17 protein-coding genes are annotated in these 20,294 nt (G+C 70.3%); 10 read left to right on the top strand and 7 right to left on the bottom strand.

Annotated features, from left to right (window positions below):
* The first annotated feature begins 7 nt into the window (after positions 1–7).
* The gene (locus OHA11_RS16385; protein WP_266496871.1) at positions 8–574 is read left to right on the top strand and encodes a TetR/AcrR family transcriptional regulator; all 567 of its coding nucleotides are present in this window, start codon (positions 8–10) and stop codon (positions 572–574) included.
* A 159-nt stretch (positions 575–733) separates the two neighbouring features.
* Here OHA11_RS16385 and OHA11_RS16390 read toward each other — a convergent pair whose 3' ends face one another.
* On the bottom strand, positions 734–1,702 hold the full coding sequence (locus OHA11_RS16390) for a DeoR/GlpR family DNA-binding transcription regulator (protein ID WP_266496876.1): 969 nt from the start codon (positions 1,700–1,702) through the stop codon (positions 734–736).
* A 190-nt stretch (positions 1,703–1,892) separates the two neighbouring features.
* Entirely contained in the window at positions 1,893–3,341 is a 1,449-nt protein-coding gene (locus OHA11_RS16395) for an NAD(P)H-quinone dehydrogenase (protein WP_266496879.1), read from the bottom strand.
* A 151-nt stretch (positions 3,342–3,492) separates the two neighbouring features.
* Here OHA11_RS16395 and OHA11_RS16400 point away from each other — a divergent pair, with 151 nt between their 5' ends.
* The 3 genes from OHA11_RS16400 (at position 3,493) to OHA11_RS16410 (ending at position 7,096) form a co-directional block, all read left to right on the top strand.
* Positions 3,493–3,930: a gamma-glutamylcyclotransferase gene (locus tag OHA11_RS16400; RefSeq protein ID WP_055615596.1), complete on the top strand. Its 438-nt coding sequence runs from the start codon at positions 3,493–3,495 to the stop codon at positions 3,928–3,930.
* 404 nt (positions 3,931–4,334) lie between these two features.
* Positions 4,335–5,159 (top strand): purine-nucleoside phosphorylase, encoded by an 825-nt coding sequence (locus OHA11_RS16405; protein WP_266496883.1) that lies wholly within the window; start codon positions 4,335–4,337, stop codon positions 5,157–5,159.
* A 296-nt stretch (positions 5,160–5,455) separates the two neighbouring features.
* Positions 5,456–7,096 carry a phospho-sugar mutase gene (locus OHA11_RS16410; RefSeq protein WP_266496886.1) on the top strand — a complete coding sequence of 547 codons (1,641 nt, stop codon included), beginning with the start codon at positions 5,456–5,458 and terminating at the stop codon, positions 7,094–7,096.
* Positions 7,097–7,297: 201 nt separating this feature from the next.
* Here OHA11_RS16410 and OHA11_RS16415 read toward each other — a convergent pair whose 3' ends face one another.
* The 4 genes from OHA11_RS16415 to OHA11_RS16430 form a co-directional block, all read right to left on the bottom strand.
* Positions 7,298–8,959 carry a hypothetical protein gene (locus tag OHA11_RS16415; RefSeq protein ID WP_266496888.1) on the bottom strand — a complete coding sequence of 554 codons (1,662 nt, stop codon included), beginning with the start codon at positions 8,957–8,959 and terminating at the stop codon, positions 7,298–7,300.
* Between the two features lie 363 nt (positions 8,960–9,322).
* Entirely contained in the window at positions 9,323–9,997 is a 675-nt protein-coding gene (locus tag OHA11_RS16420; protein WP_266496891.1) for a PH domain-containing protein, read from the bottom strand.
* A 237-nt stretch (positions 9,998–10,234) separates the two neighbouring features.
* Positions 10,235–10,804, bottom strand: coding sequence for an antibiotic biosynthesis monooxygenase (locus OHA11_RS16425; RefSeq protein WP_266496894.1), 570 nt, complete (start codon positions 10,802–10,804; stop codon positions 10,235–10,237).
* Positions 10,805–11,153: 349 nt separating this feature from the next.
* Positions 11,154–12,659 carry an aldehyde dehydrogenase family protein gene (locus OHA11_RS16430; RefSeq protein WP_266496897.1) on the bottom strand — a complete coding sequence of 502 codons (1,506 nt, stop codon included), beginning with the start codon at positions 12,657–12,659 and terminating at the stop codon, positions 11,154–11,156.
* Between the two features lie 106 nt (positions 12,660–12,765).
* Between OHA11_RS16430 and OHA11_RS16435 the strand changes: the two genes are divergently transcribed.
* A complete protein-coding gene (locus OHA11_RS16435; protein ID WP_266496901.1) occupies positions 12,766–13,266 on the top strand; it encodes a MarR family winged helix-turn-helix transcriptional regulator in 501 nt (166 codons plus the stop codon).
* 300 nt (positions 13,267–13,566) lie between these two features.
* Here the strand turns inward: OHA11_RS16435 and OHA11_RS16440 are convergent, their stop codons facing one another.
* The gene (locus tag OHA11_RS16440; RefSeq protein ID WP_266496903.1) at positions 13,567–14,757 is read right to left on the bottom strand and encodes an FUSC family protein; all 1,191 of its coding nucleotides are present in this window, start codon (positions 14,755–14,757) and stop codon (positions 13,567–13,569) included.
* 78 nt (positions 14,758–14,835) lie between these two features.
* On the opposite strand from OHA11_RS16440, the gene OHA11_RS16445 reads away from it, so the two are divergent.
* From OHA11_RS16445 to OHA11_RS16465, 5 genes are all read left to right on the top strand, one after another.
* A complete protein-coding gene (locus OHA11_RS16445) occupies positions 14,836–15,366 on the top strand; it encodes a MarR family winged helix-turn-helix transcriptional regulator (RefSeq protein ID WP_266496905.1) in 531 nt (176 codons plus the stop codon).
* A gap of 189 nt (positions 15,367–15,555) precedes the next feature.
* The gene (locus OHA11_RS16450; protein ID WP_266496908.1) at positions 15,556–16,650 is read left to right on the top strand and encodes an NAD(P)-dependent alcohol dehydrogenase; all 1,095 of its coding nucleotides are present in this window, start codon (positions 15,556–15,558) and stop codon (positions 16,648–16,650) included.
* A gap of 221 nt (positions 16,651–16,871) precedes the next feature.
* Positions 16,872–17,828 carry a deoxyribose-phosphate aldolase gene (gene deoC / locus OHA11_RS16455; protein ID WP_266496911.1) on the top strand — a complete coding sequence of 319 codons (957 nt, stop codon included), beginning with the start codon at positions 16,872–16,874 and terminating at the stop codon, positions 17,826–17,828.
* Between the two features lie 6 nt (positions 17,829–17,834).
* Positions 17,835–19,295 carry an aldehyde dehydrogenase family protein gene (locus tag OHA11_RS16460; RefSeq protein ID WP_266496921.1) on the top strand — a complete coding sequence of 487 codons (1,461 nt, stop codon included), beginning with the start codon at positions 17,835–17,837 and terminating at the stop codon, positions 19,293–19,295.
* A complete protein-coding gene (locus OHA11_RS16465) occupies positions 19,288–20,241 on the top strand; it encodes an aldehyde dehydrogenase family protein (RefSeq protein WP_266496929.1) in 954 nt (317 codons plus the stop codon). Before OHA11_RS16460 ends, OHA11_RS16465 begins: the two co-directional genes overlap by 8 nt.
* Positions 20,242–20,294: the final 53 nt, after the last annotated feature.

The raw sequence follows: 20,294 nt of genomic DNA on the forward strand, positions 1-20,294 counted from the left end.
GAATCACATGGCCAAGCCACCGGCAGGCCTGCGCGCCGACGCACGCCGCAACCACGACCGGCTGGTCTCGGAGGCACGGACCACGTTCGCGGAGTACGGCGCGGACGCGTCCCTGGAAGACGTGGCCCGCCGGGCCGGCGTCGGCATCGGCACGCTGTACCGGCACTTCCCGAACCGGCACGCCCTGCTGAGCGCGGTCTTCTCGGACGCGGTGAGCGATCTGCTGGACCGCTCGCGCGAACTGCTCGACGACCCGCACCCGTGCACGGCGCTCGTGACGTGGCTGCGCGCCATCATCACCCATGCGGGTGAGTACCGCGGTCTGTCGCGTGCGCTCATGACGGCCTCGCACGACGACACCTCGGAACTCGCCCGGTGCAGCGGTCCGATGCGGGAGGCGGGCAGCGCCCTGCTCGCCCGGGCACAGCAAGCGGGCGCCGTACGCCCCGATGTCTCCATCGGCGACCTGCTCCAACTGACCAACGCGATCGCGCTGGCCGCCGAAGAGACCCCGGGCGACCCGGAGTTGGCCGACCGCCTGCTGACACTGACGCTACGGGGCCTCAAGGCCTGACGCCCCGACACGTACGTACCGCCGACCTGCACCTTCACACCTGCACCTGCACCTGCACCTGCACCTGCACCTGCGTTCTGCCGCGAACGCGGTACCTGACGTACGAACTGGACCGTCGTCCGTCAGAGCCGACCGGCCGCCAACGGCCTCGGTGGCCCGTCAGCGTCGGCGCAGGTCCGCGACCCGTGCCCGCTCGCTCTGGGGCTGTTCCCGTTCCCCCACAACCGCGGCCGCACTGCGCAACTGCGGGCTTCCACCGGGGACCTGACCCCGCCTGGGGCCGGGCAGCGGCATGTCCCGGCGTGGCGGCTGACGCCCCGCCGGGACCGTATCCCCGCCCTCACCGCCGGCTCCGGCCACCGCGATCTGTACGCCCTGGTCTGCCAGGGCCTGCAGTTCGGTGCCCGCGCGGTCGTCGTGGGCGGGCGGCTCGTCGGTGACGAGCCGGGTGATGACGTCGGTCGGCACGGTCTGGAACATCGTGTCGGTGCCGAGCTTGGTGTGGTCGGCGAGGACGACGACCTCGCCGGCCGCCTGCACCAGCGCGCGGTCGACGGACGCCGACAGCATGTTGGAGGTGGACAGACCGCGCTCGGCGGTCAGTCCACTCCCCGACAGGAAGGCCCGGGAGACCCGCAGCCCCTGGAGGGACTGCTCGGCCCCGCTGCCGACCAGGGCGTAGTTGGAGCCGCGCAGGGTGCCGCCGGTCATCACGACCTCCACGCGGTTGGCGTGGGCCAGCGCCTGGGCCACCAGCAGGGAGTTGGTGACGACGGTCAGACCGGGAACCCGCGCGAGCCGGCGGGCCAGCTCCTGTGTCGTGGTTCCCGCCCCCACCACAATGGCCTCGCCCTCTTCGACGAGACTTGCGGCGAGATCGGCGATGGCCGTCTTCTCGGCGGTCGCGAGATGAGACTTCTGCGGAAAGCCGGACTCCCGCGTGAACCCGCCCGGCAATACCGCACCGCCATGCCGGCGGTCGAGGAGTCCTTCTGCCTCCAGTGCGCGCACGTCCCGCCGTACGGTCACTTCGGAGGTCTGGACGACGCGGGCGAGCTCACGGAGCGACACGGCCCCATTCGCTCGCACCATTTCGAGGATCAATTGGCGACGTTCTGCAGCGAACACGAAACTGACAGTAACCCCAACGACCGTCTGCTTTCAGCAGTTTGCGCCGAATAACAGAAGTTGTTCGCACGGTGGGGCACGAAGTGGTATACGGGCCTAATCGCCACGCCTATGCCGTACGAATGGTCGGCGACTCCCCGTCACCAAATGCCCCACGATCCCGTGACCAGCGGGGAATCGCCTTTCGGCGTCAGGACTCGCCCTCGGTCTTGCGGGTGTGCAGCTGCCGCGCGACCTCGGCGATCGAGCCCGACAGGGACGGGTACACGGTGAAGGCGTTCGCGATCTGTTCGACGGTCAGGTTGTTGTCGACGGCGAGCGAGATCGGGTGGATGAGTTCCGAGGCGCGCGGCGAGACGACCACACCGCCGACGACGATACCGGTGCCCGGGCGGCAGAAGATCTTCACGAAGCCGTCGCGGATGCCCTGCATCTTGGCGCGCGGATTGCGCAGCAGGGGCAGCTTCACGACCCGGGCGTCGATGACGCCGCCGTCGACGTCCGCCTGGGAGTAGCCGACGGTGGCGATCTCGGGGTCGGTGAAGACGTTCGACGACACCGTCTTCAGGTTCAGCGGGGCGACCGCGTCACCCAGGAAGTGGTACATGGCGATCCGGCCCTGCATCGCGGCCACGGAGGCGAGGGCGAAGACACCGGTCACGTCACCGGCCGCGTACACGCCCGGGGCGGTGGTCCTGGAGACCTTGTCGGTCCAGATGTGCCCGGACTCCTGGACCTTGACGCCGGCCTCTTCGAGACCCATGCCCTGGCTGTTCGGGATGGCGCCGACGGCCATCAGACAGTGCGAGCCGGTGATGACGCGGCCGTCGGCGAGCGTCACCTCGACGCGGTCGCCGACGCGCTTGGCGGACGCGGCGCGCGAGCGGGCCATGACGTTCATCCCGCGCCGCCGGAACACGTCCTCCAGGACGGCCGCCGCGTCCGGGTCCTCGCCCGGCAGCACGCGGTCGCGGCTGGAGACGAGCGTGACGCGCGAGCCGAGCGCCTGGTAGGCACCGGCGAACTCGGCACCGGTCACACCGGACCCGACGACGATGAGCTCCTCGGGCAGCTCGTCGAGGTCGTAGACCTGGGTCCAGTTGAGGATCCGCTCCCCGTCCGGCTGCGCGTCGGGCAGCTCGCGGGGATGCCCGCCGGTGGCGATGAGCACGGCGTCGGCGAGGAGGGTCTCCTCGCTGCCGTCGGCGGCCCGGACGACGACCTTGCGCGACCCGTCCAGGGCCTGCATGCCTTCGAGCCGTGCGCGGCCCCGCAGCACGCGGGCACCCGCGCGCGTCACCGAGGCGGTGATGTCGTGCGACTGGGCGAGCGCGAGCCGCTTCACACGACGGTTGACCTTGCCGAGGTCGACACCGACGACCCGCGCGGGCGTATCGATGTGAGGAGTGTCATCGGCGACGATGATCCCCAGCTCCTCGTACGACGAATCGAAGGTGGTCATCACCTCGGCCGTCGCGATCAGGGTCTTCGACGGCACGCAGTCGGTGAGCACCGACGCACCGCCCAGACCGTCGCAGTCGACGACGGTCACCTCCGCGCCGAGCTGGGCGGCCACCAGGGCCGCCTCGTATCCGCCGGGTCCGCCGCCAATGATCACGATCCGAGTCACGTACTCCATTCTCCCGCACGCCTCAAGGTGCTTCCGCCCCGGGGGGCGCCGACGGGCTGCCGACGGGTGCCCCATGGGCCGCCCATGGGGCAGGGATCACGGAATCCCGGTGCTCCGGTTACGGGAGAGGCGTACGCGTTCGCTGCCGTACTCTCGATCCATGTCGCTCTACGCCGCGTACGCCGGCAATCTCGACCCGCGGCTCATGACGCGCCGCGCTCCGCACTCGCCGCTGCGCGCCACGGGGTGGCTGAACGGCTGGCGGCTGACGTTCGGCGGCGAGCACATGGGCTGGGAGGGCGCACTGGCCACCATCGTCGAGGCCCCGCGCTCGCAGGTCTTCGTCGCCCTGTACGACATCGCGCCCCCGGACGAGGAGTCCATGGACCGCTGGGAGGGCGTCGGCCTGGACGTCTACCGGCGGATGCGGGTACGGATCCACACGCTGGAGGGCGAGGAGGCGGCGTGGGTGTACGTCCTCAACGGCTACGAGGGAGGGCTCCCCTCGGCCCGCTACCTCGGCGAGATCGCGGACGCGGCGGAATCGGCGGGGGCCCCGCACGACTACGTGATGGAGCTGCGCAAGCGCCCTTGCTGACGGCCTCGCCGACCGCGGCGCCCTCGGAGGGCTTGACGGCCGCGGATGGCTCGACGGCCGGGGAAGGCTTGACGTCTCGGCTGACTTGACGGCCGCGGAAGGCTTTACGCCCTCGACTGGCTCGTCGGCCTCGGAAGGCTCGACGGTCGGGGAAGGCTTGACGTCTCGGCTGACTTGACGGCCGCGGATGCCTCGACGGTCTCGGATGGCCTGACCGACTCAGCTGGCTCGACGGCCGCGGAAGGCTTGGCGGTCCCGGGTGGCTTGATGGCTTCGGAGGTCTTGACGGTTTCGGCGACCCCGGTCGCCCTCGGCGACCTTGGCGGAAACAACAAGACAACGATCGCAATCCGGTGACCATCACCATCTACGCGCGTAGGCCCGGACCGGCTACCCTCGTGCGCGTGAACGCATCTCTTCTTCCGGACGACATCCAGGGCGACCCGTACGCCGCCGCCGACGCCGCCGCCGCGCGCGTACGGGAACTGACGGGCGCCGAGACCCACGACGTCGCCCTCGTGATGGGCTCCGGCTGGGCACCGGCCGCGGACGCCCTCGGCGACCCCGCGGCCGACTTCCAGGTCACCGAGCTGCCCGGTTTCCCGCCGCCGGCGGTCGAGGGCCACGGCGGCAAGGTCCGCTCGTACCAGATCGGCGACAAGCGCGCGCTCGTGTTCCTGGGCCGCACGCACTTCTACGAGGGCCGCGGTGTCGCCGCCGTCGCCCACGGCGTCCGTACGGCCGTGGCCGCCGGCTGCAAGACGATCGTGCTGACCAATGGCTGCGGGGGGCTGCGCGAAGGCATGCGTCCCGGGCAGCCGGTCCTGATCAGCGACCACATCAACCTGACGGCGGCGTCGCCGATCGTCGGCGCGAACTTCGTCGATCTGACGGATCTGTACTCGCCGCGGTTGCGGGCGCTGTGCAAGGAGATCGACGGGACGCTTGAGGAAGGGGTGTACGCGCAGTTCCCCGGGCCGCACTACGAGACGCCTGCGGAGATTCGGATGGCGCGGGTCATCGGGGCGGATCTGGTGGGAATGTCGACGACGCTCGAGGCGATCGCCGCGCGTGAGGCGGGGGCGGAGGTGCTCGGTATCTCGCTGGTCACGAATCTCGCCGCGGGGATGACGGGCGAGCCCCTCAACCACGAGGAGGTCCTCCAGGCGGGCCGCGACTCGGCCACGCGGATGGGGGCGTTGCTGACCCAGGTCCTGGATCGGCTGTAGGTTTCTCGCCCCCGCCGCCCCTACCCATTCCCGTCACTACTCGGGGGCCAGCCCCCCGAACCCCCCGCTCCGCAAACGCCGGAGGGGCTGATCTTCAGCCCGTCCGGCGTTTGAGGACGAGGCCGTTCAGGCCGATACGGGGGTCTGGGGGCGGAGCCCCCAGAAAGGACGGTGGGGGTCCCCCCGCTCGAGCGAAGCCGAGAGTGGGGGAGGGTAGGGGCGGCGGGGGCGAGAAACCGGGTACACAGGACGCCAGGACTCCAGGACACCAGGACAAAGAGAGAGGTTGACCCGACGTGCAGGACGGACTCATCGCGCGGGCCAAGGCCTGGCTGGCCGAGGACCCCGACGCGGAAACCCGTGAGGAACTCGCCAAGCTGATCGACGCCGAGGACACCGCGGAGCTCACCGCACGCTTCAGCGGCACCCTCCAGTTCGGCACAGCGGGCCTGCGCGGCGAACTCGGCGCGGGCCCGATGCGCATGAACCGCGCGGTCGTCATCCGCGCCGCCGCGGGCCTCGCCGCGTATCTCAAGGCGAAGGGACAGACGGACGGCCTCGTCGTCGTCGGCTACGACGCCCGCCACAAGTCCGCCGACTTCGCCCGCGACACGGCGGCGGTCATGACCGGCGCCGGCCTGCGCGCGGCCGTACTCCCCCGTCCCCTCCCCACGCCCGTACTCGCGTACGCCATAAGGCATTTGGGCGCGGTGGCGGGCGTGGAAGTGACGGCCAGCCACAATCCCCCGCGCGACAACGGTTACAAGGTCTACCTCGGCGACGGCTCCCAGATCGTGCCCCCGGTGGACGCCGAGATCGCCGCGGAGATCGCCGCGATCGCGAGCCTGGCCGACGTCCCCCGTCCGGACAGCGGCTGGGAGACCCTCGACGACGGCGTCCTGGACGCCTATCTGGCCCGTACGGACGCGGTTCTGGCCGCCGGCTCCCCGCGTACCGCCCGCACGGTCTACACGGCCATGCACGGCGTCGGCAAGGAGACGCTCCTCGCGGCCTTCGCCCGTGCCGGTTTCCCGGAACCGGTCCTCGTCGCCGAACAGGCCGAGCCCGACCCGGACTTCCCCACCGTCGCCTTCCCCAACCCGGAAGAGCCCGGCGCGATGGACCTCGCCTTCGCGAAGGCCCGTGAGACCGACCCCGACCTGATCATCGCGAACGACCCGGACGCGGACCGCTGCGCGGCGGCGGTGAAAGACGACCGGGACGGCGGTCACTGGCGCATGCTGCGCGGTGACGAGGTGGGTGCGCTGCTCGCCGAGCACCTCGTCCGCCGTGGCGCGCGGGGCACGTTCGCGGAGTCGATCGTCTCGTCCTCCCTTCTGGGCCGGATCGCCGGGAAGGCGGGCCTCGCGTACGAGGAGACGCTGACGGGCTTCAAGTGGATCGCCCGGGTGGAGGGCCTGCGGTACGGCTACGAGGAGGCGCTGGGCTACTGCGTCGACCCCGAGGGCGTACGGGACAAGGACGGCATCACGGCGGCCCTCCTGATCACGGAACTGGCCTCGGAGCTGAAGTCCGAGGGCCGTACCCTCCTCGATCTCCTCGACGACCTCGCGGTCGAGCACGGGCTGCACGCCACGGACCAGCTCTCGGTCCGCGTGGACGATCTGTCCCTCATCTCGGACGCGATGCGCCGGCTGCGCGAGCAACCGCCCACGCTGCTCGCGGGCCTGTCCGTCACGAAGGCCGAGGACCTGACGAAGGGCACGGACACGCTCCCGCCCACGGACGGCCTGCGCTACACGCTGGACGGCGCCCGCGTCATCGTCCGCCCGAGCGGTACGGAGCCGAAGCTGAAGTGCTACCTGGAGGTCGTGGTCCCGGTGGGCACCCACGCCGGCCTCCCGGCGGCCCGCGCGAAGGCGACGGAGCTGTTGGCGGCGATCAAGCGGGATCTCGCGGCGGCAGCCGGTATCTGAAGACCCGGCGGATGCCCGACGGGGGTCGCACCATCACGGCCCCCATCGCGGCCTCGATCGCGGTCCCCATCGCGGCCTCGATCGCGGTCCCCATCGCGGCCTCCATCACGGACCTCTGTCGGACATACCGGTCAGCGGCGAGGCGTCAGAGGCCGGACCGGCTCTCCACCTCGCGCTCTGGGTCTCGCACTCTCGCTCTCCTCAGCCCCACACCACCAGCACCGCCGCCCACACCAGCGCCAGCAGCACGGCCAACGGCCAGAGCGGACGGCCGCGTTCGGGTGCGGTGCTCTCGCCGGTGGGCCGCAGCGCGGGGTCCGTACGCATGGCCGTGAGCTCGGCCGCCAGCGCGTCGTACGGATGGACCAGGCCCTGGCGTCGCTCGAACCACGCCCAGCGCGGCGCCGCGACCGACCAGTCGTCGCCCCGCCAGCGGAGCTTCAGTTCGAAGGACCGGCGGCGTACGGAGCGAATGTCGTCCCAGGGAACGTGCTGCGGGCCGCGCAGCCCGGTGACCCACAGACCCGAGCGGTCGGCGGTGATGCGCCAGGCGAGTTTCACGGGGACGCGGGCGGCACCGTAGAGACCGAGGGCCAGGACGGCGGCCAGCTCCCAGATCGGCCGGCCGGAGTCCGTGAACCAGACCCAGCACATCCAGACACCCCACTGCACGAGCAGCGCGGCCGCCAGCCAGTCCAGCCAGCCCGCACGCCACCGGCGTACCGGGACGGGCGGCCGGTCCACGACCAACTCCCGTGCCTGCTCCTCCAGTTGACGACTCTGCGCCGCCCGGGCCTGCTCCTTGGCGACCCGCCTCATGCCCGCGCTCGCCGACAGCGGCCGGACCGGCCCCGCCGACCACTCCGTCAGCGGCGGCTGGTCCGGGTCCTCGTCGGCGCTGACGATCACGAGCTCGGCGCCGTCGAAGGGAGCGCCGTAGAGGACGGCCTCGCGGACGGGCCCGGGGGTGTCGTCGTTCACGGCGTCGAGAAGCCGCTCCAGCTCCTCGTGATCCGCTGCGGCGTCTTCGTCGTCCTCGTCGTCCTCGTCGTCGTCCGGCTCCTCACCGTCGTGCGACGTCAGGTCCACCGTGAAGAGGGGGCGCACCGCGGCGAGGTCGTCGGCCGCGTACACCTCCGTGGTGCCCTGGGCGTCGTCGCGTACGAGGACGCGCAGGACGGGCGCGGGGGTCCGGCGCAGGGCGAGGGCCCGGTGCCGGCCCAGCCACGCCGAGACGAGGGCGGTCAGGGCGAGCCCGGCGAGGTAGAAGGCCATGACCCAGGAACCGCGTTCGTCGTCGACCGTGCCCCACAGGCCCGCGGTGGCGCCGGTGAGCACGCCGAGCCCGAGCACCACGAGACCGAGCGGAAGCAGGAACCGGCCGCGCCGCACCACGGCGTCCGCGCCCGGGATCCGTGCCGTACCGTCCCCGGCGGCCTCCAGCGCCTGTTCGAGCTGACCGCCGCGAGCCCGCAGGCGTACGGCGACGGCGGCCCAGGTGACCACCACGACGAACGCCACGACACCGGTCACGACCCACGGCAGCGACCGCGCCTCCAGCGCGAGCGCCAGCAGCAGGACGGGCGCCCCGGCCCAGACCAGCTCGGGCCGTGCGAGCACCCACAGGACGTACACCGCGAACGCCGCCGCGACGAACGGCCACAGCCCGCCGAGCATCGCGGCCCAGGCGCCCACGCACAGCGCGAACGTGGTCACGGCTCCCGCGATCGACCTGCGCACCCGCAGGAACGTCCAGCGCGGCGGCAACGCGGCCGACCAGCCCGCCGCCCGCCCGGCCGACCAGTCCCGGCAGCCGTCGGGTATCGCGGCCACGGGCAGTCGCAGCGGCTCGTCGTACGACACATGCACTCCTGGATCACGTGGGATGGCCGGTGGTGACACCGGCGCAGGCACAGGTGGTGACAGTAGCGACCGAGCGCCCCTGCGCGGACCGCCCGGCCACCTTCGCCACCACCGAGGTACCGCCCTCTCGTACGGCCGGACGCGCCCATCGCCTCAAACGGGCGGGGACGTCGAGCCACGAAATGCCATACGAAGCCTCACCAATTCACGAGAACCGAGCACGCGCCCCGGGCGCCCCCGCCCCAGCCGACGTCGACGACCTCAGCGGGCCCCGCCCCTCCCCCGGCGCTCTCAGCCCATCCGGTCTCACCGACCTCGCCGGTGACACCGACCTCGCTGGTGGCGCAGGTGGCGCAGGTGGAGTCAGCCCACCGCGAGCAGAATCGCCAGCAGCACGGCACCGGCCACCGCCGGCGCCACGATCTCGTACGCCCACCGCACCGACACGTCGCCCTGTGCCCTCGGGTCCTTGCCCCGGGCCTCCAGCAGCTCGCGCAGCTCGTGCATGGTCTGGTCGGCCTGGGCGCGTACGGGTCCGGCGGGTCCGGTGGTCACCGCCGCGGGATGGCGCTGCTGACCGCCGCGGGCGGCGTCCGCGGCCCCGCGGCTCTCCCCACGCGCCTCCCGCCGGGCGGCCCTCTTGCGGGCCCGCAGCGAGACGGGCACGGCCCACACCTGGTACTTGGTGCCGGAGGTGTCGAGCACCTCGTTGGAATAGCCCGACTTGAACGTCTCCACCGTCCCCCAGGGCAGCACGATCACCCGGAAGGGGTTACGGATACGCAGCCGCTGCTCGTTGGCGTAGACGGCGGGACGCAGGGTGAACGCGGCGACCAGCGGGACCAGGAAGATCAGCGAGGCCAGCGCCACCCACGGCGTACGTCCCTCACCGGTGACCAGGGCGTCGATTCCGAGCCAGCCCACGATCGCGAGCAGCAGCACACCGCCCGCGATACCGGAGGGCGACCGGTAGACCCGGTCCTTGAACTGGGGATCCGGTGCGTCCGGTGCGGATGGCTGATGGTCCGGGGTCGTCATGGCCCCGATTCTGCCCGACGCGCTCCGGGGCCGATTTCCAGCACCCGCACGTGGCCTTTGCCAATCGGCTGGGCGATGGGCCCCCGCCTGCCCCGAACCGCACTTGATCGGCCGCGGCACCTCGCCAAGACCGCGGACTGCCTCAGCCTGGCGGATGCCGGCGAGACCGCCGGACGAGAGCTCGATACGGCCACCCGCGGCCGGCGGGAGGCTGCGACAGGGTGAGGGATCCGGCGCTCAGTACAGCCAGCGTCGCAGAACCCGCGTCACGGTCGGCATGACCAGGTAGGTCATCAACCCTCCTATCAGCACGTTGGTAATGACGTTGGTCAAGTAGAACGACCAGGATCGCGGCACCCATGCCATCTCGAGCGGGATGATGACCGCCGTCAGCCCGTAGACAGCACCGATGGTCACCAGTGCCATCTTCCACTTCTTCGGTGGCGGTAACGCGGGAGCTTCACTGATGGAGAACCACGTTTCCATCCCGGTCGCAGCCTGGCGCTGCGAGGTCGAGAACGCGTCTGCCTCGGCTGAGAGTGCATGGCGAATATCGGAGTCCTCCCACGCCCGGAGAGATTCCTGGTCGGTAAAGCGGTGAACGAGCCGGAAGACGTTCGACTTACCGGGCGTCGGGGCGAGCACTGCCGTCCCAAGGTTGTTGGGGAACTTCTCGGCAGCGTTGATCAGCCGCACCAGCCAGTGCTTGTAGTCGTCCTCGCGCCCGGGATGGACGGTGCGGGTAATCATCACGGAAGCCGGATCGGACTGCACGGCTTCGACCGATTGGCCTGTTTCGATCGGCATCTCACCTGCTCCTGTTCTCCAACGGGTAACTGCTGCGGCACGTGCAAGGCGCGCCGGGCCGTTGTTGGGCCGCGCCGCGCTCCACCGTGCTTGGCCGGTCGGCCGGCGATCTGGGCCCTGGTATCGGATGTGGTCGGACTACGGAGCCTTCAATTTCGTCTCACCGGTGGGGATCCGGCTCAGGGAAGACCGGTCGGCGCGGTTGCGGGACCGGCGAAGGCCGGGGTCGAGGCGACATGCTCGGGGCGGACGACCCGCAGACTGCCGTCGGCGTGGTCGGAGGCACTCCTTGGCGCGAGGACGGCCGGACGCCTTCGGGCTCGCTCGGGTCACGCCGCGCCTGTGGCGATCAGCCGAAGTAGTGGCGCGGAGTGCGCTGGACGCTGATCCAGTGAACGGTGGTGAACTCCTCCAGAACCCACTGACCGCCGAACCGGCCCAGCCCCGAGTCCTTCTCGCCGCCGAAGGCCACGTGTGCTTCGCCCTCGGGTGAGGCATCGTTCACGTGGGTCATGCCGGCCTCGATCTGCTGGGCGAAGACCACACCGCGGTCGAGGTCGCCCGTGAAGACCGCGCTGGACAGCCCGTAGTCGGTGGCGTTGGCGATCCGAAGCGCGTCAGCCTCGTCCTCAGCGCGGATGATCGTGATGACCGGGCCGAACACCTCTTCGGCGGCGGTCGGGGTCTCGTTGTCACCGACGATGATCTGCGGGGGCAGCAGCAGCCCGGAAGGTCCCGTGGGCTCACCGCCGAGGATGTGCTTCGCGCCGGACTGGCGGGCCCGCTCCAGTTTGTCGAGGATGCCGTCCAGTTGACGACGGTTGATGACCGGACCGATGAACGTCGACGGGTCGGCGGGGTTGCCGACCGGCAACGACCGCACCTTCTCGACGAACCGGTCGACGAACCGGTCGAAGATCGGCGCCTCGACGATGAGGCGGTTGCCGGACATGCAGATCTGACCCTGGTGGTGGAAAGCCGAGAAGGCCGCACCGTCCACCGCCTGGTCGAGATCGGCGTCCGCGAGGACCACGATGGGGGCGTTGCCGCCGAGCTCGAGAGCCATCCGCTTGATTCCGGCCTTGCGGGTGATGCCCCTGCCGACGTTGGTGGAGCCGGTGAACGAGATGAACCTCGGGATCGGGCTGGTGGTGATGGCGTCGCCGACCGCTCCGGCGTCCTCGCGGGCATGGGTGACGACCTGCAGGACTCCCGCGGGCACGCCGGCCTCCTCGAACACCTTGGCCAGGAAGAGACCGCCGGTGACGGGGCTTTCCTCGGAGGGCTTGAGCACCACCGAGTTCCCCAGCGCGATGGCCGGTGCCACCGACCGGGTCGTGAGGTTCAGCGGGAAGTTCCAGGGGCTGATCACGGCGATGACCCCCAACGGGGCCCGGTAGACGCGGTTCTCCTTACCGGGAATGTCGGACGGAAGGATCTGCCCGGTGACGTGGTAGGACATCGACGCGGCCTCGTAGACCTCTCCGCGGGCAACCTCCCACTCCACCGTGGCCTTGCCGACGGTGGATCCGACCTCGCGGACGGACCAGTCGATGAACTCCTGCTTGCGGGCGGTGAGGATGTCGCCGGCTGTTCGCATCACCTGTGCGCGCAGGCCCGGACTCGTCTTCGCCCAGTCACGCTGAGCGTCCCTGGCGGTCTCCAGCGCCTCCTGCACATCCCGCACGGTGGCCCGTGCGATGGGGGTGATGCTGTGGCCCGTCCAGGGGTCGAGGTCGTCGGTGTACTGGCCCGCTCCGCCGGAACGCCACATCCCGCCCACGTAGAGGGTGTCGAAGCCCTCATAGCGGACGTTGGCATCTATCGGCGATCCGACGGTGGGGGTCGTGGTCATGATGTCGCCTTCCCGGGTGGTCAACCATATGGAAGTTTTCCATATGGAAGTTAGGATACTGCTTGTGCCGCCGTTTTTCCCAGACTTGACGGCTAGGCTCGGGCCCATGACCACGCGCCGCACTCGCGACATCGTCGACACTCTGGGGTTGCTGTTCGAGGCGTCGAGATATCTGGAGCTGCGGGTCACCGCGGACATCGAGCACGAGACAGGTTTGCCCGCGAAGTGGTTCGAGACCCTGATCCGGTTGCGCCGCAGCCCCGAGGGAACAGCCCGGATGGCTGAGATCGCCGCCCGCGTCTTCCTCCCGCCGAGCAGCTTCAGCCGACTGGTGGATCAGATGGAGTCCGCGGGCCTGGTCAGCCGCGCACCCGACCCGTCGCACAGACGGGCCACGCTGGTGCGCGTGGAGTCGGCCGGAGAACGCGCCCTCGACGACGCCTTGGGCGCCTGCGTCACGAGCGGCCGGCGGCACATGGTCGATCTGCTGACCGACGACGAGCTCGACCAGCTCGAGCGGATCACCCACAGGCTCAGGGACGCGAACCAGCCTGGGCGGTGGCCAGAACGGGAGACCCGGCACCGGCCGCCGGCGAATTCATCGTGATTCTCGCCGGCCACTACGGTCTCGGGTGGTCTCGGGTGGTCTCGGGTGGTCTCGGGTGGTCTCGGTCTCGGGTGGCCTCGGTCTCCGGTGGCCTCGGGTGGCCTCGGTCTCGGGTGGCCTCGGTCTCGGGTGGCCTCGGTCTCGGGTGGCCTCGGTCTCGGGTGGCCTCGGTCTCGGGTGGCCTCGGGTAGTCCTCGCCACCGCCATCCTCGACCGGCCCCTCCATCACTGCGAAGGGGGTCGACGGCCAGGCGGAGTCGGTACCCGCGGTGGCCGGCGTCGCGGATGCCCGGCGGGAGATCAACGACCGGGATCCCTGCCAGCCCCGGGCCCCCGGAAGGGGCGAGGATCTGACAGGCCGTGAACGGCCGGCGGCCGGCTGACGGCTGAAGCGGGCGGATGAGATGCGGGGGCGGGCTCGGGGTGCTCCGCGGACCCCGCGGCCGTCGGGGGGTGGCGGACCGGGTGCGTTGCCAGGATGGCGATCACGGCAGCAGCCACCCCTATCGCGGTCTCCGCACCACGGTCGATCAGCAGGGTGGGCAACGGCGCCCCCTCCCCGACGAGCGCCATGCCGATGGTCATCGGGGTGAGGAACAACAGAGCGCCGGCATAGTTTCGGGCCGCCAGCATCTCCGTGCAGGCCATCAGGGCCACCAACACGACCAACAGAACCGTCTGGCTCATGCGGATCTGAAACAGCAAGCCGGCGGGCGCGATGCCGGCGATGGTGCCGACGAAGCGGTGACCGGCGCGCGAGATCTGCGCGTAAGTGGTGGCTCCGACGATCGGGGCGATAGCGGAGACCATGGCCCAATAGGGCCGGTCGAGACCGAAGGCGGCCGCGGTCAGTCCGGCCGCGAGAGCGGCCAGCAGGCACGCGAGGGCCTGAACGGCGATGACGGGATTGCGCAGCCGTGCCGGGACCGGCGTGTTCGTGTCGCTCGGATGCGTGATCGGGGAGTCCAACGCGGTCACGGCAAGCACTGTCGCCGCGGACGCCGCCGAGACGGCGAGCGCGATCAGGACACTCGACCGGGTTCCGTCGGGGAGGCTGGCGCACACGGCCAGCGCGAACACGAAGAAGAGAGCACCGGGCGGGTTCCATTGGAGGATGTCCGCTACCGCCGCGGCTGCGGCGGCGATGACCGCGGTGCAGACCACGAGGACCCACGGGGCAACGCTCGCTGTGGCCAGCGCCGCCCCGGCGACGATCAGCAGCACTTGGGCGACCGCGACCTGGCACTGAATGCGAAGTCGCACTCCGGGCGGGCGTCGGCGTCCATAGATGGAGACGGTCGCAGTCAGGAGTGCGTAGGCCGACCAGTCCTGGTGGCCCATGGCACAGAGCACGATGACGGGCAGGAGCGCCGAGATCGCCAGGCGGATCGCGACACGGTGAGCCCCGGCGTGCGGGCCGAGCCGCACCAGGTCGACCGGATACGGGATCGCTTCGCCGGCCCGAAGCCGCGGCTGAGAGTCCGATGACACGCCTTCCACCCCTTCCTTGACAGAGAAAAGTACTTCGCCAGCTAGGTTATTCCTTAGCCAGCGAAGTATATTGGGGGTGTGGCAGACGCGATTGACATCATTCGAGCGCAGTGGGCGGCGGCAGAGCCGGATGTGGACACCAGTCCGGCAGAGGTCGTCGTTCGCGTGCTGCGCATCGCCCGAATCCTGCAGCGGCGCAGCGATGAGGAGCTGGAGCGACTCGGGGTGACCCGCGCCGAGTTCGACATCATCTCCTTGCTGTTCCGAGCCGGAAGACCGGTCAGCCCGACGGAGATCTCCGACCAGTTGTGGACGTCGGGAGCCGGGACCACCAAGCGGTTGCACAAGCTCACCGACACGGGCCTCGTCGTCCGCGTCCCGAACCCGGAGGACGGCCGCAGCACGCTGGTGCAGGCGACCGATGCCGCCAGGGAGCGGCTGTTGCCGATCCTCCACGAGCTGACCCGCTTCGAGGGGGAGATCCTCGACCGGCTGGGAGACTCCCGGGACTCGGTGATCGGCGCGCTCCGGACCCTGCTGGCCGCGGTCGACGACGACCATGACCGGCTGACCGGGCAGCCGCTTCTGCCCACCGGCCGCCCGACGTAAGCCGACGGACGTCGCAGCCGACAGACGCTGCAGCCGGCTGCCCGCCCGGACGAAGGACAACCCCGTCGCGCAACCCCGTCGCGCGATGACTCCGCCTCAGCCCCGCTCCCGGCCGGCGCGGGGGCCGGACGACTCTGCCGCCCCGGGCCCCTGCTCACGTGCCATTTCCCACCAGCGAAAGGAACGTCCATGGTCGCCGTCACCGCCGCGGTTCTGCGCGGCACGGGCTCCCCGTTCACCTTCGAGGAGCTTGAACTGTCGCCCCCGCGGTCGGACGAGATCCTCGTCAAACTGTCCTCAAGCGGGCTGTGTCACACCGATCTGGCTTTCGCGCACGGAGACATGCCGGCTCCCACTCCCGTAGTCCTCGGACACGAGGGCGCCGGAATCGTTGTCGAGACCGGCTCAGCCGTGACGGACTTCGAAGTCGGCGACCGCGTCGCCGTCTCCTTCGCCTCCTGCGGCCGCTGCCCCATGTGCCTCGCCGGGAAGGAGGCGTACTGCGCCATCTTCGAGCCGTTGAACTTCGGAGGCGCACGGGAGGACGGGTCCACGACGCTGACCGCCGCCGACGGCTCGGTGGTCCACGGCAGCTTCTTCGGCCAGTCCTCGTTCGCCACCCACGCGCTCATCTCCGCCCGCAACGCGGTGAAGATCCCCGAGGCTGTCGACCTCGACCTGACCGGGCCGCTGGGCTGCGGCATCCAGACCGGAGCGGGCGGAATCATCAACGCGCTGAAGGTCGGAGCCGGCAACAGCGTGATCGTTTCCGGTACCGGGGCGGTGGGACTGTCGGCCGTGATGGCCGCCAAAGCGGTGGGCGCGACCACGATCATCGCCGTCGACGTGCTGGAACCGCGTCTCGACCTCGCTCGCGAGTTGGGCGCCACCCATGCGGTCAACGGCAGCGAGGAGGATGCCGTGGCCCACATCAAGGAGATCACCGCCGGGGGTGCCGACTTCGCCCTCGACACCACAGGCGTGCCCAGTGTGATCCTCAACGACATCAACGCGGTCACGTTCGGCGGCACCATCGGCCTGGTCGCCATCGGACCGAGCACCGCCACCATCCCGATTCCCGCGATCACCGGGAAGACCATCCGCCACATCAGCGAGGGAGATTCCGTACCGCAGGTGTTCATCCCCCGGCTGATCTCCCTCTACCGGCAAGGTGCCTTCCCGTTCGACAGGCTCATCACCACCTACCCGTTCAAGAATCTCGATCACGCCATAGCCGATACACGTTCCGGCGCAGCCGTAAAGGCCGTGCTCATGTTTGATTAGCAGCGCCGTCGACCCCGCGTCCGGGCGGTTCCCCACGCGCGGACGCGGGGCGCCCGGCCGAACCGTTCCGTCGCTTCACGCCACCGCCGGCAGGTGCGGCGGGGGCGAAACCCGCATCCACCTGCGCACCCACACATCCAGACCCGCCCCCGAACGCAGACCTACACCCACCCCCAGGGCTGTACAGCCGCTACGCGCGTAGATATGCTCGTCTAGTGACCATGTCCACCACCGCATCCGCCGCACCCGCATTCACGGACGTGACCGCGTCCAACAGCACGCTGCGCCGCTTCCTCCACGGGCTGCCCGGCGTCGACACGGTCGGGCTGGAGGCGCGTGCCGCCTCGCTCGGCACGCGTTCCATCAAGACGACCGCGAAGGCGTACGCCATCGACCTCGCCATCTCGATGGTCGACCTGACGACGCTCGAAGGCGCGGACACCCCGGGCAAGGTCCGGGCGCTCGGCGCCAAGGCCGTCCGCCCCGACCCCACGGACCGTACGACCCCGACGACGGCCGCCGTCTGCGTCTACCCCGACATGGTGGCCACCGCCAAGGAGGCCGTCGCCGGCTCCGGCGTGAAGGTCGCCTCCGTCGCGACCGCCTTCCCGGCCGGCCGCACCGCGCTCGACGTGAAGCTGGCCGACGTGCGGGACGCCGTCGCCGCGGGCGCCGACGAGATCGACATGGTCATCGACCGCGGGGCGTTCCTCGCGGGCAACTACCTGAAGGTGTACGACGAGATCGTCGCCGTGAAGGAGACCTCGGGCGCCGCCCGCCTGAAGGTCATCTTCGAGACCGGCGAGCTGTCGACGTACGACAACATCCGGCGCGCGAGCTGGCTCGGCATGCTGGCGGGCGCGGACTTCATCAAGACCTCGACGGGCAAGGTCGCCGTCAACGCGACGCCCCCGAACACCCTCCTCATGCTGGAGGCCGTCCGTGACTTCCGCGCGCAGACCGGGGTACAGGTCGGCGTGAAGCCCGCCGGCGGCATCCGCACCTCCAAGGACGCCATCAAGTTCCTGGTCCTGGTCAACGAGACCGCGGGCGAGGACTGGCTGGACAACCACTGGTTCCGCTTCGGCGCGTCCTCACTTCTGAACGACCTGCTGATGCAGCGTCAGAAGCTGGCCACCGGCCGCTACTCCGGCCCCGACTACGTGACGGTGGACTGATCCAACATGGCATCCACACCCGCATCCACATCTGCGTCCGCTTTTGAGTACGCACCGGCTCCCGAGTCCCGCTCGGTCGTCGACATCGCGCCTTCCTACGGCCTGTTCATCGACGGCGAGTTCACCGAGGCCGCCGACGGCAGGGTCTTCAAGACCGTCTCCCCCGCCACCGAAGAGGTCCTCTCCGAGATCGCCCAGGCGGGCGAGGCGGACGTCGACCTCGCGGTGGCAGCCGCCCGCAGGGCCTTCGGCACGTGGTCCGCGCTCCCCGGCTCCGAGCGCGCCAAGTACCTGTTCCGCATCGCCCGGATCATCCAGGAACGCTCCCGCGAGCTCGCCGTCCTCGAAACCCTCGACAACGGCAAGCCCATCAAGGAGACGAGGGACGCCGACCTCCCCCTGGTCGCCGCGCACTTCTTCTACTACGCGGGCTGGGCCGACAAGCTCGACCACGCCGGCTTCGGCGCGAACCCGCGCCCCCTCGGCGTCGCGGGCCAGGTCATCCCCTGGAACTTCCCGCTCCTGATGCTGGCCTGGAAGATCGCCCCGGCGCTCGCGACCGGCAACACGGTCGTACTCAAGCCCGCCGAGACGACCCCCCTCTCCGCCCTCTTCTTCGCGGACATCTGCCGCCAGGCGGGCCTGCCGAAGGGCGTCGTCAACATCCTTCCGGGATACGGCGACACGGGCGCGGCCCTCGTCGGGCACCCGGACGTGAACAAGGTGGCCTTCACCGGCTCCACGGCGGTCGGCAAGGCCATCGCGCGCCAGGTGGCGGGCACGAGGAAGAAGGTCACGCTCGAACTCGGCGGCAAGGGCGCGAACATCGTCTTCGACGACGCCCCCATCGACCAGGCCGTCGAGGGCATCGTCTCCGGCATCTTCTTCAACCAGGGCCAGGTCTGCTGCGCGGGCTCCCGGCTCCTGGTCCAGGAGTCGATCCAGGACGAGCTGCTGGACTCCCTGAAGCGACGGCTCGCGACCCTGCGCCTCGGCGACCCGCTCGACAAGAACACGGACATCGGCGCCATCAACTCCGCCGAACAGCTCTCGCGCATCACCACGCTCGTCGAACAGGGCGAGGCCGAGGGCGCCGAGCGCTGGTCCCCCGCCTGCGAACTCCCCTCCGCCGGCTACTGGTTCGCCCCGACGCTCTTCACGAACGTCACCCAGGCGCACACCATCGCCCGCGACGAGATCTTCGGCCCGGTCCTGTCCGTCCTCACCTTCCGCACCCCGGACGAGGCGGTCGCCAAGGCCAACAACAGCCAGTACGGCCTCTCCGCGGGCATCTGGACGGAGAAGGGCTCCCGGATCCTGGCCGTCGCGAACAAGCTGCGCGCGGGCGTCGTCTGGTCCAACACGTTCAACAAGTTCGACCCGACGTCGCCGTTCGGCGGCTACAAGGAGTCGGGCTTCGGCCGCGAGGGCGGTCGCCACGGCCTGGAGGCGTACCTCGATGTCTGAGAAGCCCAAGAACACCGAGAAGCCGAAGAACACCGAAAAGGCGGAGCAGCAGCGCCTGAGCGTCTTCAAGACCTACAAGCTGTACGTCGGGGGCAAGTTCCCCCGCAGCGAGAGCGGCCGGGTGTACGAGGTGACCGACACAAAGGGCGAGTGGCTGGCCAACGCGCCACTCTCCTCCCGCAAGGACGCCCGTGACGCGGTCGTCGCCGCCCGCAAGGCCTTCGGCGGCTGGTCCGGCGCGACCGCGTACAACCGCGGCCAGGTCCTCTACCGCGTCGCCGAGATGCTGGAGGGCCGCAGGGACCAGTTCGTACGGGAGGTCGCGGAGGCGGAGGGCCTGTCGCCCTCGAAGAAATCAGACACGGTGAAGGCGGCCGCGATCGTGGACGCGGCCATCGACCGCTGGGTCTGGTACGCGGGCTGGACCGACAAGATCGCCCAGGTCGTGGGCGGCGGCAATCCGGTCGCGGGCCCGTACTTCAACCTCTCCACTCCCGAGCCGACGGGTGTGGTGACGGTCCTGGCCCCCCAGGATTCGCCGTTCCTCGGTCTGGTCTCGGTGATCGCCCCGGTGATCGCGACCGGCAACACGGTGATCGTGATCGCGAGCGAGAAGTCCCCTCTCCCGGCGCTGTCGCTGGGCGAGGTACTGGCCACCTCCGACGTGCCGGGCGGTGTCGTCAACATCCTGTCCGGCCGTACGGCGGAGATCGCGGCCCCGCTGGCCGCGCACCAGGACGTCAACGCGATCGACCTCGCGGGCGCCGACGACGTACTCGCGAAGGAACTGGAGGTCGCGGCCGCGGACAACCTCAAGCGGGTCGTCCGTCCACAGGCTGTGGATTACTCCGTGACACCGGGCCTCGAACGCCTGACGGCCTTCCTGGAGACGAAGACGGTCTGGCACCCGACGGGCGCACTGGGCGCCTCCGGCTCGTCGTACTGAGGGGCCACCGCGCTCGTCGTACTGGCAGCCACCGTGCCCGTCGCGTACCGACG

Origin of the sequence: Streptomyces sp. NBC_00878, from assembly GCF_026341515.1 — a bacterium.
GTDB lineage: Bacteria > Actinomycetota > Actinomycetes > Streptomycetales > Streptomycetaceae > Streptomyces.